The sequence below is a fragment of the Mycobacterium sp. genome, from assembly GCF_965277065.1.
GTDB lineage: Bacteria > Actinomycetota > Actinomycetes > Mycobacteriales > Mycobacteriaceae > Mycobacterium.
In genome coordinates, this window is record NZ_CBDIBT010000019.1 from 714,569 (window position 1) to 730,799 (window position 16,231).

Here is a 16,231-nt window from a genome sequence, read left to right on the forward strand (position 1 = left end):
TGGATGAAGGGGCACGCCAATGTGCTGCGTGCCCCTTCCCTACCCGCTGTTAGTGAGCGTGGCCGTGGTGATGACCGTGCTCGTCCTCGTTGGCCGGCTTGTCTACGATGGCCGTTTCGGTGCTCAGCACCATGCGTGCCACCGATGCCGCGTTGAGCACCGCCGACCGGGTGACCTTGACCGGGTCGATGACACCGTCGGCGCCCAGGTCGCCGTATTCCAGCGTCGCCGCGTTCAGCCCATGGCCGGCCGCCAGCTCGCTGACCCTGCTGACCGCGACCGCTCCGTCGAGACCGGCATTGGTCGCGATCCAGAACAGCGGAGCGCTCAGCGCCCGGGAGAACACCTCGACGCCGCCGGCCTCGTCCCCCGACAGGGATGCCTGCAACTCGGTGAGCGCCTTACGGGCGTGCACCAGTGCGGACCCGCCGCCGGCGACGATGCCTTCTTCCACCGCGGCTTTGGCCGCGGCGACCGCGTCCTCGACACTTTCTTTACGCTTCTTGAGCGCCGTCTCGGTCGCGGCACCGACTTTGATCACCGCAACGCCACCGGACAACTTGGCCAACCGTTCCTGCAGCTTTTCGCGATCCCAGTCAGAGTCGGTCGACTCGATCTCGGCACGCAGCTGCTGGGCCCGGCCGTCGATGGCATCGGCGCCGCCGCCACCCTCGACGATCACGGTGTCGTCCTTGCTGACCACCACGCGACGAGCCGAACCGAGCACGTCGAGGCCGACCTCGCGCAACGAGAGCCCAACGTCGGGGTTGACCACCTGGCCGCCGGTGACGATGGCGAGGTCCTCGAGGAATGCCTTGCGGCGGTCGCCGAAGAACGGCGCCTTGACCGCGACGGCCTTCAACGTCTTGCGGATCGCGTTGACCACCAGCGTCGACAGCGGCTCGCCTTCGACGTCTTCGGCGATCACCAGCAGCGGCTTACCGGCCTCGGCGACCTTCTCCAGCAGCGGCAGGAGGTCTGGCAGCGAGCTGATCTTGTCGCGGTGCAACAGAATCAGGACGTCTTCCAACACAGCCTGCTGGGCGTCGAAGTCGGTGACGAAGTAAGCCGACAGGAAGCCCTTGTCGAAGCCGACGCCCTCGGTGAATTCCAGCTCGGTGTTCAGGGTCGAGGACTCCTCGACGCTGACCACGCCGTCGTGACCGACCTTCGACATCGCCTCGCCGACCAGCGCACCGATCTCCTCGTCACGCGAGGACACGGTGGCGACCTGCGCGATGCCGGTCTGGCCGGATACCGGGGTGGCTGATGCCAGCAGCGCCGCCGACACCGTGTCCGCGGCCTTGCTGATGCCCTGCCCCAATGCGATCGGGTTGGCGCCGGCCGCCACATTACGCAAACCGTGCTTGATGATGGCCTGCGCCAGGACGGTTGCGGTGGTGGTGCCGTCGCCGGCGATGTCGTTGGTCTTGGTGGCCACCGACTTGACCAGCTGGGCGCCCAGGTTCTCGAAGGGGTCTTCCAGGTCGATCTCACGGGCGACGGTGACGCCGTCGTTGGTGATGGACGGCCCGCCAAAGGCCTTGGCCAGCACCACATTCCGGCCACGCGGGCCTAGCGTCACGCGGACGGCGCCGGCGAGCTTGTCCACGCCGGCTTCCATTGCCCGGCGAGCGGTCTCGTTGAACTCAATCTGCTTGCTCACGTATATTCCTGCCTCTTACGACTCAAACGAGTGCCGCCCCGGAACTCACCCGTCGAAACGGGAAGCTCCGGGGCGGAACACGAGTGCTTACTTGTTGACGACAGCCAGCACGTCACGGGCCGAGAGGATCAGGTACTCCTCGCCGCCGTACTTGATCTCGGTGCCGCCGTACTTGCTGTAGATGACGGTGTCGCCTTCGGACACGTCCAGGGGAATCCGCTTCGAGCCGTCCTCATCCCACCGGCCGGGGCCGACGGCGACGACTTTGCCCTCTTGGGGCTTTTCCTTAGCGGTGTCGGGAATGACCAGACCGGATGCGGTCGTGGTCTCGGCCTCGTTGGCCTGTACGAGGATCTTGTCCTCGAGTGGCTTGATGTTCACGCTCGCCACGATTGGAGCCCTCCACTTTAGTTGGTAGCAGGTCCGGAGCGGCTGCCCCGATTTACCTAGGTGTTCGGCTTTCGTCCGCGCCTGAGCGTCGTCGTCGCGGGAGCCGACGCCGGGCTTGGTCGATTGCCACCTAGCACTCTATACATGCGAGTGCTAGCACTCAAGGGTGGGCCGTGCTTTAAGCGACTTGGCCTGTGACCACCGGCAGGCCGGGGTCACTGGCCACATCCAGCGGGGACGGCGACGCACCGGCAGCCACCAGGTGCGCGACGAAGGCGGCGATCATTGCCCCGTTGTCGGTGCACAGCCGCAACCGCGGGATGCGCAACGCCAGGCCGGCCGCCTCGCAGCGCTGCCCGGCCAGCTCCCGCAGCCGCGAATTGGCCGCCACACCGCCCGCAACCAGCAGCGTGGACACCCCCAACTCGGTGGCCGCGCGGACCGCTTTCATGGTCAGGACATCGGCCACCGACTCCTGGAATCCGGCGGCGACATCGGCGGTCGAAGCGTCCGGGTGGCTTTCGACGTAGCGCGCGACCGCGGTCTTGAGGCCGGAGAAGCTGAAGGAGTACGGCTCGTCGCGCGGGCCGGTCATGCCGCGGGGGAAGACGATCGCCTGCCGGTCGCCGGTCCGCGCCAGGTCGTCGAGCAGCTTGCCGCCCGGGTAGCCCAGGCCCAGCAACCGGGCCACCTTGTCGTAGGCCTCACCCGCGGCGTCGTCGACGGTGCTGCCCAGTTCGACGATCGGCTGTCCGAGCGAGCGCACGTGCAGCAGGTGGGTGTGGCCTCCGGACACCAGCAGCGCCACGCTTTCGGGTAGCCGGCCGTGCTCGTAGACGTCGGCCGCCAGGTGGCCGCCCAAATGGTTGACCGCATAGAACGGTACGTCCCATGCCGCCGAATAGGCTTTGGCCGCAGACACTCCCACCAACAGCGCGCCGGCCAGGCCGGGCCCGATGGTGGCCGCGACGACGTCGGGCTTCTGCAGGCCGGCGCTGGCCAGAGAGCGGCGCATCGCCGGCCCGAGCGCCTCCAGGTGTGCCCGCGAAGCGACCTCGGGCACCACGCCGCCGTACCGGATGTGCTCGTCGACGCTGGAGGCCACCTCGTCGGCCAACAGCGTCACGGTTCCGTCATCGTTGAGCCGTGCAATACCGACACCTGTTTCGTCACAGGATGTTTCGATTGCCAAGATCGTGGTCACGGGGCCTCCCGCCGCATCGTATACGCGTCGGCTCCGCTGATCCGGTAATACCGTTTGCGCAGGCCCACCTCGGCGAAACCCACGCTGCGGTACAACGCGATCGCTGTCGCGTTGTCGGTGCGCACCTCCAGATGCACGACGGAATCTCCGGCGATGTTGAGCAACTCGTCGAGCATTCGCCGGCCGATGCCGCGGCCCTGAAATGCGGGGTCGACGCCGATGGTGTGGATTTCGTATTCGAACGGCGGCGTGCGACCCAACCGCGAGATCCCGCCGTAGCCGATCAGCGTGTCGCCCTCGCGGGCCGCCACGTAGTGGTTGTGGCCGGCGGCAAGCTCGCGGATGAAGGCGATGGTGGGCCATGGGTCGTCGCCGGGAAACAGCAGAGCTTCCAGTTCGGCGCAGCGGGCGGCGTCGGATTCGGTCAGCCCGTCGATGGTCAGGGTCATTGGGCGGCCCGCTCGGCCAGCGTCTTGGCATCCGGTCGCCGCAGGTACAACGGCACCAGCGCGGCCGGCGGCTGCGACCAATCGGCCACCGCGGCAACGAGGCCCACCGAATTGGGATACAGCGGTTCCACGCATGGCAGCCCGAACAGCGCCGCGTGGTCCGGCGAGCCGGCGACCGACCGCGCCCGCCCGGGGTCGACGTCGGCCGGTGCGCTGACCGCCGGCCCCTCGATCCGCACGCCGTCGCGGTAGCGGGCCCAGTAGATCTCGCGGCGACGGGCGTCGGTGACGACCAGGACCTCGCCGCTGGTCTGCCCACCGATGGCATCGAGGCTGCAGACCCCGTGTACCGGAATGCCCAGCGCGTGACCGTAAGCCGACGCGGTCGCCATCCCGACCCGCAGCCCGGTGAACGGGCCTGGGCCGCAGCCGACCACCACCGCTTCCAGCTCGGCCATCGACCGACCGGCATCGGCCAACGCGACCAACACATTCGGGGTGATCCGCTCGGCATGTGCACGGGCGTCGATGCTGACCTGCTCGGCCAGCAGCCCTCCATCGGCGACCACTCCGGCGGTCACCGCGGGGGTCGACGTGTCGATGGCCAACACCAGCTTCATGGGCAGTTCCATCGCCACGTTGCAGTCCGGGTGTCGGAGTTACTGATTCGCTCGAGCCGGACGTCGAGATGGCGGTCCGACAACCGCTCGGCGAGGCCTTCGCCCCACTCCACCACGACGACGGCATCGTCGAGTTCAGTGTCGAGGTCCAGACTCTCCAGCTCGTCGAGTAGGTCGGCGCCGGTGTGGTCGAGTAGGCGGTAGACGTCGACATGGATCAGCGCCGGGCCGCCGCTCCGCCGTGCCGGATGCACGCGCGCCAACACAAACGTTGGCGAGGTCACCGGCCCGTCCACGTCCATCGCCGCGGCAATTCCCTTGGCCAGCACTGTTTTTCCGGCACCAAGCGGGCCGGACAGCACGACGACGTCACCGGCCCGCAATTGGCCGCCCAGCTGCGAGCCCAGCGCGACCGTGTCTTCGACATTCGGCAGCGTCGCGATGCCTTGTGGCGATCGCGAGCGCGGCGAAGCCGGGCGCGGCGGGTCGCCACCGACGTTGAAGCTGCCGTCAGTCACGGCGCAGCACCCGATCGCGCAGACGCTGGCTCAAGATTGCGAATCTTCCCGGACTCGCGTGCTTGACCAGCCGCACCAACCCGTCGTTGACCGAATCCGGCTTGTCCAGCAGGACCAAATGTCCTGCGCGAGCAACGATCACCAACTCGGATTCCGGCAACACCTCCGCCATCTTCCTCGAGTACTTCGCCGGTGTGACCAGATCGCGGTCGCCGCAGACGATCAGCGTCGGAATCTTGGCCAGCGTCGGCAGGGCCGCCGTCTCGTCGTGCACCTGCAGGGCGTGCAAAAACTCCACCATGGTCGGCACCGGGGTGTCGAGCATCATCTTCTCGGAGAACGCCACGATGGTGGGGCTGACGCGCATATCGGAGTACGACGCGGCCCGCAGAATCGGCCCGATCAGCGAACGCGCGGCGGTGCGGCCCCGTTGCACCAGCTTAGGCGCCGACCGCACCGCCCGCAGAACAGCTTCCAGCGCAGGGTTGTTCAAAATTTCGCCCAGCGGCGACTCGGCGACGCCTTCGGCCGCCGACGAGATCAATGCCGCCCCGCTGATCCGGCCGCCGTAGTGCTGCGGGAACTGCCGGGCGTGCGCGAGCACCGTCATCCCGCCCATCGAATGGCCGACCAACACGATCGACCCGCGCGGCGCGATCACCTGCAGCACGGTCTCCAGGTCCTTGCCCAGCTGGGTGAGCGTATAGGTCTCCGGAGGCGCTTCGCCGGACCGGCCGTGGCCACGCTGGTCGTAGAAGATCATCCGGACCTCGGAACCCCACTCCTCGGACAGCCGCATCCGCTGAAAGTGGAAGGAGCCCATCCGAAGACAGAAACCGTGGGCGAACACGACGGTCAACGCCGCGTCGGTGGGCCCGACTTCGCGGACCGCGAGATGGACGCCGTCGGGCATGGTCACCAGATAGCTGCGATCGCCATCGAGCGTCTCGAAATCTTCGTACTTGAACGGGTCGTCGACGACAGCGCGTCGGTTGAGCATTGAGCGGGCCACGGTCGCCCCGGCGATGGTGCCTAGCGCACCGACTCCGGCGGCACCGGCCAGCCATCGTCCACGCCCCCGCCTGCCGACATGAAAGACGTCAAAATGGTCGTCGCTCAATGCTTCTCAGCCTCGCGATAGGTTCGGATGATGCGTCCGCGCGGACTGGTCACCACCTCGTAGTGGATGGTGTCCAGCAGGTCGGCCCACTCCTGGGCAGTCGACTCGCCCCCAGTGCCCGGCCCGAACAGGATCGCCTCGTCGCCGTCGGCGACATCGACTGCTCCGGGGCCGAGGTCGACCAGGAACTGGTCCATGCAGACCCGGCCCACACCGGGGCGTCGCCGACCGTTGATCTGAACTTCCAGGCGGCCACCCAGCGACCGGAAGACACCGTCCGCGTAGCCGATCGGCATCAGGGCCACCGTGGTGTCCTGCTCGGCGATCCAGGTGTGCCCATACGACACACCCTCACCGGCCTGGATCGACTTCACCAGCGCAACAGTGCATTTCACCGTCATTGCCGGCATCAGGCCCATGTCACCGAGAGTGGGCACCGGGCTGAGGCCGTAGAGCGCGATCCCGGGCCGGACCATGTCGAAGGCCAGTTCCGGGCGCGTCATGGTGGCCGACGAGTTCGACAGGTGCGCCACCTCGAACGGCACGTTGTGATCGCGGGTCAGCGCCAAGATGTCGGTAAACCGTTGCGCTTGAAGATCATTGATCGGATTGTTGGGCTGGTCGGCGTACACCATGTGCGACATCAGGCCACGCACCCGGATGGCGTCCTCGGCGATCGCGCGGCCCAGCGCCGTCAGCATCGTCGGATACTGCGCGAGCGGGACGCCGTTGCGGTTCAGGCCGGTGTCCACCTTCAGCGTCACCGCAGCCGTACGCCCGGTGCGCCGGACCGCGTCCAGCAACTCGTCGAGCTGTCGCAGCGACGACACCGCGATCTGCACGTCGGCCAGCAGCGCCGGACCGAAGTCGATCCCGGGCGGATGCAGCCACGCCAACAAGGGCGCGTTGAGGCCCGCGGCCCGTAGCGTCAGCGCCTCGTCCACGGTGGCCACACCCAACTCGGCAGCACCCGCGGCCAGCGCAGCCTTGGCAACCTCGACAGCACCGTGGCCGTAGCCGTCGGCCTTGACGACAGCCATCACCTGCGCGCGTCCGGCGTGCTCGCGCAGCACCCGCACGTTGTGCTGGATGGCACCCAGATCCACGACGGCCTCAGCGAGGACGCCCGGCGTCAGGGAAATCGGCGTTACGGCCACGGTCGCCATTGTCCCAGAAGGTCGCAAAGCGCCCGCGAGCGTCGACTTGTTGCGGGTTTCCGGCGGGACTGGCCCAACGAGTCGACGCTCGGCCCCAAGAGCGTCAGTGGGCGAAGTGCTCGGCCCGGTAGTGCCCGCCCGGCTTGATCTTGTCCAGGGAGGCCAGTGCCGTACGAGCGTCGTCGTGCAGCGCGCGGGCCAGGTCGGCGGAGAGTCCTTCGCGGACCACGATCCGCAGCACCGAGATGTCGGTGGCGTTGTCCGGCATGGTGTAGGCCGGCACCTGCCAACCGAAGCCCCGCAGCTCGTGGGACACGTCGAACTCGGTGTAGCCCAGGCCGCGGGCCAGCCGGAAGGCGACGACGGGGATCGCCGAACCGTCCGAGATCACCTCACAGTGGTCGGCCTCGTGCAACTGTTGTCCCAGCCAGCGTGCGGTCGACGACAGAGCCTGCATGACCTGGGTGTAGCCCTCGCGGCCCAGTCGCAGGAAGTTGTAGTACTGACCGATCACCTGATTTCCGGCGCGGGAGAAGTTCAAGGTAAAGGTCGGCATGTCGCCACCGAGGTAGTTGACGTGGAAGACCAGTTCCTCGGGCAGGTACTCCTTGCTGCGCCACACCACGAACCCGATGCCAGGGTAGGTCAGCCCGTATTTGTGCCCGCTGACGTTGATCGACACCACCCGGGGCAGCCGGAAGTCCCATTTGACTTCGGGGTGCAGGAACGGCACCACGAAGCCGCCGCTGGCGGCGTCGACGTGCACCGGGACGTCCACCCCGCCGTCCGTGGCCAGCTTGTCGAGGGCCGCGCAGATCTCGGCGATCGGCTCGAGTTCGCCGGTGTAGGTGGTGCCCAGGATCCCGACCACCCCGATGGTGTTCTCGTCGACGGCGTCGATGACCTGTTCGGGAGTGATGACGTAACGCCCCTCCTCCATTGGCAGGTAGCGCGGTTCGACGTCGAAGTAGCGGCAGAACTTCTCCCACACCACCTGGACGTTGGAGCCCATCACCAGGTTGGGGGTGCGCTTCGGCCAATCTTTGCCGACCTTCGCGCGCCAGCGCCATTTCAGGGCCAGCCCGCCCAACATCACCGCTTCGCTGGAACCGATCGTCGACACCCCGATGGCGCTGGACGGGTCGTCATCGCGCAGACCGTCGGCGTGGAACAGGTCGGCCACCATGCAGACGCAGCGTTGCTCGATCGCTGCGGTCAACGGGTATTCGTCCTTGTCGATCATGTTCTTGTCGAACGTCTCGGCCATCAGCCGGTCCGCCTGAGGATCCATCCAGGTGGTCACGAACGTCGCCAGGTTCAGCCGCGAGCTGCCGTCGAGCATCAGCTCGTCATGAATGAAGCGGTAGGCGGCGTCGGGGTCCATCGACTCCTCGGGCAATCGCAACGCCGGGACCGGGGTGGTGAACATGCGCCCGGTGTAGGCGGGCGCGATCACATGGGCGGGCACGGATGGACGGCTCACGAGAAGATCCTTTCGGTTGACGGCTACAGGCTTGCTACGGCGGTACGGATGTGGCCGAGGATGCGTGACGCCGAGGTCGGCGCATCACCGGGCCCCGGGTCGGCAGCGGACAACGCCGCCGCGCGGGCATGCACGAACGCGGCGGCCGCCGCGGCCTGGACGGGAGGCAGGCCCGCGGCCAGCAGCGCGCCGATCATCCCGGACAGCACATCCCCGGACCCGGCGGTGGCTGCCCAGGACTGTCCGGCCGGGTTGAGGTAGACCGGGCCGCCCGGATCGGCGACGACGGTGACGTTGCCCTTCAACAGCACGGTCGCGCCCAGCGCGTCGGCGAGTTTGCGGGTGGCGCCGATGCGGTCGTCGCCGGGCGGGGCGCCGGCCAGCCGGGCGAACTCACCGGCGTGCGGGGTCAGCACGGTCGGCGCGCGCCGGGAGGCCAGCATGTCGGGGTGGGCGGCCAGGATCGTCAGCCCGTCGGCGTCGACCAGCACCGGCAGGTCGGCCTCCATCGCGAACCACAGTGCGGCAGCTCCGGTTACGTCGGTGCCCAGCCCCGGTCCGACGACCCAGGCCTGCACCCGCCCGGCAGCGGCCGGGGTGGGCGACGCGACCACCTCGGGCCAATGAGTGAGCACCTCGCCGTGCGCACTGCCGGAGTAGCGGACCATCCCCGACGTCGCCGCGACGGCAGCGCCGGTGCACAACACCGCGGCGCCCGGGTAGGTCGACGAGCCGGCCATCACACCGGTGACGCCCTGGGTGTACTTGTCGTCGTGCGGCCCCGGTACCGGCCAGCGGTCCGCCACGTCGGCCGCGTCGAAGCCGACGACGTTGGTGTCGGGCAGGTCGAGGCCGATGTCGATCAGTTGCACTCGCCCGCAGTCGCCCAGCGCGTGGGCCGGCTTGAGGCCGCCGAACGTGACGGTCAGCGCGGCGTGCACGGCCGGGCCGCTGATCGCGCCGGTCGCGCCGTCGATGCCGCTGGGTATGTCGACGGCCACCACCGGAATACGGGCATCGTCGACGGCTGCAAACACGTCGGCCGCGTCCGGCCGCAGGGGGCCCGAGCCGGAGATGCCGACGACCCCGTCGATCACCAGATCGGTGGTCGCGCCGACGCTGTCGAGGACGTGGCCGCCGGCTTTGCGGAACGCGGCCAGGCCTTTTTGGTGGGTGCGCTCCGGCTTGAGCAGGATCGCGTCGGCGGCCACGCCGCGGCGGCGCAGGTAGGTCGCGGCCCACAACGCGTCGCCGCCGTTGTCGCCGGATCCGACGACCGCACACACCCGCCGTCCGGCGACTCCTCCGGTGCGAGCGATCAATTCGGCAAGGATCGCGGTCGCCAATCCGTAGGCCGCGCGGGCCATCAGACCGCCATCAGGGAGGCTCGCCAACAGCGGCGCTTCGGCCTCGCGGATCGCGTCAGCCGAGTAGTAGTACCGCATTGTGCCCAGATTACGTGCCGAGCAGCGCGGGTACAGCCGATTGGGTTCAGCGGCGTGAGCGCTAGGCCGCAATAGCCGACCGTCGCCGGGCCGTCGGGTAGAACATCAAACCGATGAAGATGGCCGAAAAATGGTCGATCGCAGTGAAGTTCGCGGCGGCGATCGGCAACCGCCAGAGATGACGATCAGCACGGCGAGGTAGCCCCACCGCCACGGCGTGGCGATGCGATAGGCGAGAACCGCGATCACCCCGACGAGAAAATAGCAGACTCTGATGTCGGTGGTGTGGACCAGGCGCGGCGACGCGTAGTGCAACTCGATCGCCAGGTACAGCCAACCCACGCTGAGGTAGGTGGCGCCGACACGGGCGGTCAACCCGACTGTGAGCCAACGCTTTTGACCCAGCCAACACTCGGCCGGCCTGGGAACACCGTAACAGCACCAGATACGGCGTCCAGGCGCGGCCGTCGATCCAGAGCAGGCTTTCGAAGAGCACCCCGAGCGGGACCGTCGCCGACCCTTGATCCGGTGCGGCGCCGCGCGTATCGTTGAACCCCAATTACGAAACCCCGCGTAGCGAAAGGATCTCCTTGGTGCGCAGCCGTTACGCGGGCCAACCTTTCACCACCTCCACCACCGACATTGCCGCCGCGCTCGAGCAAGTCAGCATTCCCACGCTGCTCTTGTCACTGGTGCACATCACCGGCGACCCCCGCTTCGTGCGTGACTTCAAGCCCGCCGGGATCTTCCTCAACGAAGTCCAAGGCTTCATGTCCGAGGAAGACAAGGCCCGCGCCCGGGCGGAAGCACTATCGGTCATCGCCGACCACCGCGACCGCGGCTGCCCCGAGCCCGCTGCGCTGCCACCGGAGCTCATCAGGGAAATGATGGACTGGGCGGTCTGCGAGAGCGTTCCCGACGACTACCTGCCGCTGCTCTTCGAGGAAATGGACCTCGAGGGTGTCGATCCACGCCGGCCCGCCCCGCTGGATTCCGATCACGCCGCCCAGGTGCCGGTGGTCGTCATCGGGTGCGGTGAGTCGGGAATTCTGGCCGGTATTCGGTTGCGGCAGGCCAACATTCCGTTCACCATCCTGGAGAAGAACGACGGCCCTGGCGGAACATGGTGGGAGAACGACTACCCGGGCGCGCGAGTCGATGTCGCCAACCACTTCTACTGCTACAGCTTCGAACCCAGCAACGACTGGTCGCATTTCTTCGCCGAACAGGCGGAGCTGCAGAGCTACTTCAGTCACGTGATGGACAAGCATCACCTGAACGACCACGTGCGCTGGCAGAGCGAGGTCGTCGCGGTCGAATGGGACGACGAAGACGGTCTGTGGACGATCACCACGCGCGAAGACGACGAAGGCCTCATCACCCTGCAGGCGCGCGCCGTCATCACCGCGGTCGGTCAGCTCAACCGCCCACATGTACCAGAGTTCCCCGGCGCGAACTCTTTTCGCGGGCAAGCATTTCATTCGGCGGCGTGGGACCGCTCGGTCGATCTCACCGGCAAGCGCGTTGCGCTGATCGGCGCCGGCGCCAGCGGTTTCCAGATCGCGCCGGCCGTCGCCGACGACGTCGAGCATCTCACCGTTTTTCAGCGCACCGCGCAGTGGATGTTCCCCAACGCGATGTACCACGACAAGGTCGGCGACGGGGTGCGTTGGGCGATGGATCATCTGCCGTTCTACGGGCGCTGGTATCGATTCCTGGTGCTGTGGCCGGGATCGGACAAGGGCCTCGACGCTGCGCGGGTCGACCCGTCGTATGCGAACCAGGACTACGCGGTCAGCGAGATCAATGCCATTGCACGGCTGATGTTCACCGAGTGGATCACCGGCCAGGTCGACGGCGACCAGGAGTTGCTCGCCAAGGTGCTACCGGACTACCCAGCCACCGGCAAGCGAACGTTGCAGGACGACGGCACCTGGTTGCGCACGCTGCGCCGCGACAACGTCGACCTGGTGCGCACCCCGATCCAGCAGATCACCGCAGATGCCGTCGTGACCGACGACGGTCAACACCACGACGTCGACATCATCGTGTACGCCACCGGTTTTCGGCACACCGATGTGTTGTGGCCGATGGCGATCACCGGCCGCGACGGCGCCGACCTGCACAGCGTCTGGGGCATCAAGCCATTCGCTTACCTAGGCATCACGGTGCCGCAGTTTCCCAACTTCTTCGTCCTCTACGGGCCGGGCGCACACCTGGCCCACGGCGGCAGCCTGATCTTCAACTCCGAACTGCAGATGCGCTACGTCAACAGCTGCCTGGCGAAACTGGCTGAGGCAGGCGTGCATTCGATCGAACCCACCGCCGAGGCGGCGGCGGACTGGCACCAACGCACCCAGCACGAGATCAAGCAGATGGTGTGGGCGCACCCGTTGGTCAAGCACTCGTATTTCAAAAACGCCGACGGCGAGATCCACACGGTCAGCCCGTGGCGGCTCAACGAATACTGGGCGGTGACCCGCGATCCTGACTGGTCGAAGTTCACAATTCGAAGCAGCACATGATCAAGCGGAATGCCACTGCGCGAGGTATGCATCGACCTCGCCCTGCGGCCATGCTCGGGTCGAGTTGTTGACCCGAACGAAGAATAGGTACTCGCCCTTGCTGGTCTTCGACCAGACCCCCTCGTCGGAGCGGGCCACGTCGACACGACAGATCTCGTACTCTGGCCGAGAGCGTGAATTAGGTGAGTTGTCAGCCAGTTGACGAATCCGTCGCCATTTGACGGCTTTACACACGCGTAGTCGGGGTCGAGGCCGAGCACCACTCCTGCGTTGTCGATTCCGATCAGCAGAGTCCCGCCGTCGGCGTTAGAACAGCCTGCAACGGTTTTGACGACGGCATCTTCCATCGCCTTGTTCTTGCGGTTCTCTTTTACGTCCCAGCGCGCTGTGGACTTGAACTCGACAGCGAAATACTCGTCATTCGCGATCAGCTCCTCGACAGTGCGCAGCGGAGCGCTCGCGCCCTCACGGCTCGTTAGTCAGCGTTTCTTGACCGCGCCGATCCGATCGACGAATCGCTGCACTCGCGCTGCAGGCGCACCGTCAGCGCGTCACACCGGGCGATGCGACCGGCAACCCGCGCGATTGCGCCACATTCGCCATCCGGCGGTCGTACGTGATGAAGGTGATCAGGTCCGGGCCTAGTGTCTCGGCGGTCGCCACATGGATCGCATCGAGTGTCTTGAGTCCGCCCGGTAAATTGGCGGCCCGGTCTCGGATGTCGTCCGTTACGGCAAGCTCGCCGTAGTCACCCAGTAGTTGGGCCATCAAATTTGGGAAGCTGCCAACACGATCGCAGGTGCGGACCGTCTCGATCAGCCCGACAGTGCTCGTCGCCATCGCAGCGTCTTCATGGTCCCGGAGATACGCGCATAGGGACGCAACGTTTGAACGTTTAAGCACGTAGGTGATGATCGCTGACGCATCCAGGTAGAGCACTACGCCTATTCCCCGGCTCCCTTGCCGCGCCGCGCCGCCTCTTCCTTGAGCTCGCGTTCCCATTCCCGTTCGCCATAGCGATCTTCAAAGAGCAACTGCAGAGGGTCGACGTCGGTGTCTACGTCGAATCGGGTAAAGGTGTCAAGGTCGCTTGCCGTCTTGCCGGACCGCCTAAGCGCGCCCGAGGCCTCCAGCTCCTCGATCCGGCTCCGCTCTTTCTGCTTTCCGGGAACCAGCGTGGCGATGACCTCGCCGTGGCGGGTGATTTCAATCGTCTCGCCTTTCTCAGCCCGGGCGAACATGGCGCTGGGGTTGTATGAGAACGCGCGCACCGAAACCGTCGTCATCATGCACCCCGCCGAGTTGTGCCTACACGTACCCACAACAGCATAGCTCGGTCACCCGAGCTACTCGACGGTGACCGACTTGGCCAGGTTGCGCGGCTTGTCGACGTCGTAGCCGCGGGCCTGAGCCACCGACGCGGCGAACACCTGCATCGGGATGGTCGACAGCAGTGGCTGCAAAAGCGTTGACACTGCTGGAATCTCGAACAGGTGGTCTGCGTAGGGACGTACCGTGTCGTCGCCCTCCTCGGCGATCACGATCGTGATCGCGCCACGCGTCTGGATTTCGCGGATGTTGGACAGCAGCTTGCCGTGCAACATCGCCGAACTCTTCGGTGACGGCATCACGACGATCACCGGCAGGTTGTCTTCGATCAGCGCGATCGGGCCGTGCTTGAGCTCGCCGGCGGCGAAGCCCTCGGCATGCATGTAGGCCAGTTCCTTGAGCTTCAGCGCACCTTCCAGTGCGACCGGGTAGCCGACATGGCGGCCGAGGAACAGGATCGTTGATGCCTGGGCGAATCGGCGGGCCAACTCGGTGACCGGCCCGATGTCGGCGATCACGCGCGCCACCAGATCGGGCATGGCCTCTAGATCGCGGTATTCGCGTTCCACCTCGTCGGGGTACTTGGTGCCGCGAGCCTGCGCCAGCGCCAGGCCGACCAGGTAATTGGCGGTGACCTGCGCCAGGAACGTCTTGGTGGACGCCACGCCGATCTCCGGGCCGGCCCGGGTGTAGAGCACCGCGTCGCATTCGCGGGGAATCTGCGAGCCGTTGGTGTTGCAGATGGCCAGCACCTTGGCCTTCTGCTCCTTGGCGTGACGGACGGCTTCCAAGGTGTCGGCGGTCTCCCCCGACTGCGAGATGGCGATCACCAGCGTGCTGCGGTCCAGAACCGGGTCGCGGTAACGGAATTCGCTGGCCAGCTCGACTTCGACGGGCAGCCGGGTCCAGTGCTCGATGGCGTACTTGGCCAGCAGCCCCGAGTGATACGCGGTACCGCACGCGACGATGAACACCTTGTCGATCTCGCGCAGTTCCTGGTCAGAGAGCCGCTGCTCGTCGAGCACGATGCGGCCGTCGACGAAATGCCCCAGCAGGGTGTCGGCAACCGCGGTGGGCTGCTCGGCGATCTCTTTGAGCATGAAGTATTCGTAGCCAGCCTTTTCGGCGGCGTCGACGTCCCAGTCGATGTGGAACTGCCGGGCGCTGTCGGTCACGTCGTTGCCATGGAAGTCGGTGACCCGGAAGCTGTCGGCGGTGATCGCTACGACTTGATCCTGTCCGAGCTCGACCGCCTCGCGGGTGTGCCCGATGAATGCGGCGACATCGGAGCCGACGAACATCTCGCCCCTGCCGATGCCGACCACCAACGGTGTGGAGCGGCGTGCCGCGATGATCGTGCCGGGCTCGTCGGCGTTGGCGAACACCAGCGTGAAGTGCCCCTCGAGGCGGCGCAACACGGCAAGCACGGAGGCGGTGAAATCGCCCGCGGTCTCGCCGTGGTGGTAGTTGCTGGCGACCAGGTGGACGGCGACTTCGGTGTCAGTGTCACTGGCGAACTCGACGCCGGCGTTTTCGAGTTCGTGGCGCAGCGGCGCGTAGTTCTCGATGATGCCGTTGTGGACGACGGCGATCTTGCCCGCCGCGTCGCGGTGCGGGTGGGCGTTGCGGTCGGTGGGGCGTCCGTGCGTCGCCCAGCGGGTGTGGCCCACACCGGTCGTGCCGCGAAGGGCCGCGGGGTCGGCCTCGGCGAGCGCGCTCTCCAGGTTTGCCAACCCGCCGGCCCGGCGCCGGACCGTCAGGTCGCCCTCCCCGTCGACCAGCGCGATACCGGCCGAGTCGTAACCCCGGTACTCCATCCGGCGCAACGCGTCGACGACGACATCGAGGGCAGGCTGGTGCCCGACATAGCCGACGATTCCGCACATAGCCCTTCAGGGTAGTGCAGTCGGACGGTTGCCGACCTCTTCCAACGCGGTGCAGCCGCCCCCGATCGGGACGGCTGCACCGTTCTGACCTGCGTAAGGTCGGTTATCTGTCGATTCGCCTACCGGCCGCGGTCGTAGTCACCCGGACCGCGCATGTCGTGGTCACCGGGGCCGCCCCTGTCGAAGCCACCCCGGTCGCCTCGGTCGAAGCCACCCCGGTCGCCCCTGTCGAAGCCACCCCGGTCGTTGTCGTTGCGCCAGTCACCCTGACCGTGCCAGTGATCCCGGTCGTGCGGGTCCCCGTCGCCGTAGAAGTCATCGTGACAGCGGCCCTGGTCCCAGTTGTTGCCCCACGCTGGGTCGTAGAACTGGCCGGGACACCAGTGGTAGTCGGGAAGCGGGGCCATCGGCATGGCCTCAGCGACGCTCGCTGCGCCAA

General features: G+C 66.8%; 15 protein-coding genes and 2 pseudogenes. 1 reads left to right on the forward strand and 16 read right to left on the reverse strand.

Going from position 1 to position 16,231, the window contains the following annotated elements:
* Window positions 1-49: 49 nt before the first annotated feature.
* From groL to ACQY5A_RS20655, 11 genes and pseudogenes are all read right to left on the reverse strand, one after another.
* Window positions 50-1,666 (reverse strand): chaperonin GroEL, encoded by a 1,617-nt coding sequence (groL, locus tag ACQY5A_RS20605; protein ID WP_428342166.1) that lies wholly within the window; start codon window positions 1,664-1,666, stop codon window positions 50-52.
* An 87-nt stretch (window positions 1,667-1,753) separates the two neighbouring features.
* Complete coding sequence (gene groES / locus ACQY5A_RS20610; RefSeq protein WP_163779981.1) at window positions 1,754-2,056, reverse strand: co-chaperone GroES; 303 nt, start codon at window positions 2,054-2,056, stop codon at window positions 1,754-1,756.
* Between the two features lie 178 nt (window positions 2,057-2,234).
* Window positions 2,235-3,260, reverse strand: a complete 1,026-nt coding sequence (tsaD, locus tag ACQY5A_RS20615; RefSeq protein ID WP_428342167.1) for a tRNA (adenosine(37)-N6)-threonylcarbamoyltransferase complex transferase subunit TsaD — start codon at window positions 3,258-3,260, stop codon at window positions 2,235-2,237.
* Complete coding sequence (rimI, locus tag ACQY5A_RS20620) at window positions 3,257-3,709, reverse strand: ribosomal protein S18-alanine N-acetyltransferase (RefSeq protein WP_428342168.1); 453 nt, start codon at window positions 3,707-3,709, stop codon at window positions 3,257-3,259. The genes tsaD and rimI overlap by 4 nt, the downstream gene beginning before the upstream one ends.
* Window positions 3,706-4,329, reverse strand: a complete 624-nt coding sequence (gene tsaB / locus ACQY5A_RS20625; protein WP_428342169.1) for a tRNA (adenosine(37)-N6)-threonylcarbamoyltransferase complex dimerization subunit type 1 TsaB — start codon at window positions 4,327-4,329, stop codon at window positions 3,706-3,708. The genes rimI and tsaB overlap by 4 nt, the downstream gene beginning before the upstream one ends.
* Window positions 4,326-4,772 carry a tRNA (adenosine(37)-N6)-threonylcarbamoyltransferase complex ATPase subunit type 1 TsaE gene (gene tsaE, locus ACQY5A_RS20630; RefSeq protein WP_428343263.1) on the reverse strand — a complete coding sequence of 149 codons (447 nt, stop codon included), beginning with the start codon at window positions 4,770-4,772 and terminating at the stop codon, window positions 4,326-4,328. Before tsaE ends, tsaB begins: the two co-directional genes overlap by 4 nt.
* Window positions 4,773-4,839: 67 nt before the next feature.
* The gene (locus ACQY5A_RS20635; RefSeq protein WP_428342170.1) at window positions 4,840-5,967 is read right to left on the reverse strand and encodes an alpha/beta fold hydrolase; all 1,128 of its coding nucleotides are present in this window, start codon (window positions 5,965-5,967) and stop codon (window positions 4,840-4,842) included.
* Window positions 5,964-7,124 (reverse strand): alanine racemase, encoded by a 1,161-nt coding sequence (gene alr, locus ACQY5A_RS20640; RefSeq protein ID WP_428342171.1) that lies wholly within the window; start codon window positions 7,122-7,124, stop codon window positions 5,964-5,966. Before alr ends, ACQY5A_RS20635 begins: the two co-directional genes overlap by 4 nt.
* 103 nt (window positions 7,125-7,227) lie before the next feature.
* The gene (locus ACQY5A_RS20645; protein ID WP_428342172.1) at window positions 7,228-8,607 is read right to left on the reverse strand and encodes a glutamate decarboxylase; all 1,380 of its coding nucleotides are present in this window, start codon (window positions 8,605-8,607) and stop codon (window positions 7,228-7,230) included.
* A 23-nt stretch (window positions 8,608-8,630) separates the two neighbouring features.
* The gene (locus tag ACQY5A_RS20650; protein ID WP_428342173.1) at window positions 8,631-10,052 is read right to left on the reverse strand and encodes an NAD(P)H-hydrate dehydratase; all 1,422 of its coding nucleotides are present in this window, start codon (window positions 10,050-10,052) and stop codon (window positions 8,631-8,633) included.
* A 61-nt stretch (window positions 10,053-10,113) separates the two neighbouring features.
* A pseudogene (locus ACQY5A_RS20655) lies at window positions 10,114-10,557 on the reverse strand (rhomboid-like protein); the annotation flags it as partial.
* Window positions 10,558-10,645: 88 nt separating this feature from the next.
* Between ACQY5A_RS20655 and ACQY5A_RS20660 the strand changes: the two are divergent.
* Window positions 10,646-12,577 (forward strand): flavin-containing monooxygenase, encoded by a 1,932-nt coding sequence (locus ACQY5A_RS20660; RefSeq protein ID WP_428342174.1) that lies wholly within the window; start codon window positions 10,646-10,648, stop codon window positions 12,575-12,577.
* 302 nt (window positions 12,578-12,879) lie between these two features.
* Here ACQY5A_RS20660 and ACQY5A_RS20665 read toward each other — a convergent pair.
* From ACQY5A_RS20665 to ACQY5A_RS20685, 5 genes and pseudogenes are all read right to left on the reverse strand, one after another.
* Window positions 12,880-12,924: pseudogene (locus ACQY5A_RS20665) on the reverse strand (hypothetical protein); the annotation flags it as partial.
* Window positions 12,925-13,120: 196 nt separating this feature from the next.
* On the reverse strand, window positions 13,121-13,516 hold the full coding sequence (locus tag ACQY5A_RS20670; protein ID WP_428342175.1) for a type II toxin-antitoxin system VapC family toxin: 396 nt from the start codon (window positions 13,514-13,516) through the stop codon (window positions 13,121-13,123).
* 5 nt (window positions 13,517-13,521) lie between these two features.
* A complete protein-coding gene (locus ACQY5A_RS20675) occupies window positions 13,522-13,866 on the reverse strand; it encodes a type II toxin-antitoxin system Phd/YefM family antitoxin (RefSeq protein ID WP_428342176.1) in 345 nt (114 codons plus the stop codon).
* Between the two features lie 57 nt (window positions 13,867-13,923).
* The gene (gene glmS, locus ACQY5A_RS20680) at window positions 13,924-15,792 is read right to left on the reverse strand and encodes a glutamine--fructose-6-phosphate transaminase (isomerizing) (protein WP_428342177.1); all 1,869 of its coding nucleotides are present in this window, start codon (window positions 15,790-15,792) and stop codon (window positions 13,924-13,926) included.
* A 119-nt stretch (window positions 15,793-15,911) separates the two neighbouring features.
* Window positions 15,912-16,199 carry a hypothetical protein gene (locus ACQY5A_RS20685; RefSeq protein WP_428342178.1) on the reverse strand — a complete coding sequence of 96 codons (288 nt, stop codon included), beginning with the start codon at window positions 16,197-16,199 and terminating at the stop codon, window positions 15,912-15,914.
* Between the last annotated feature and the right edge of the window lie 32 nt (window positions 16,200-16,231).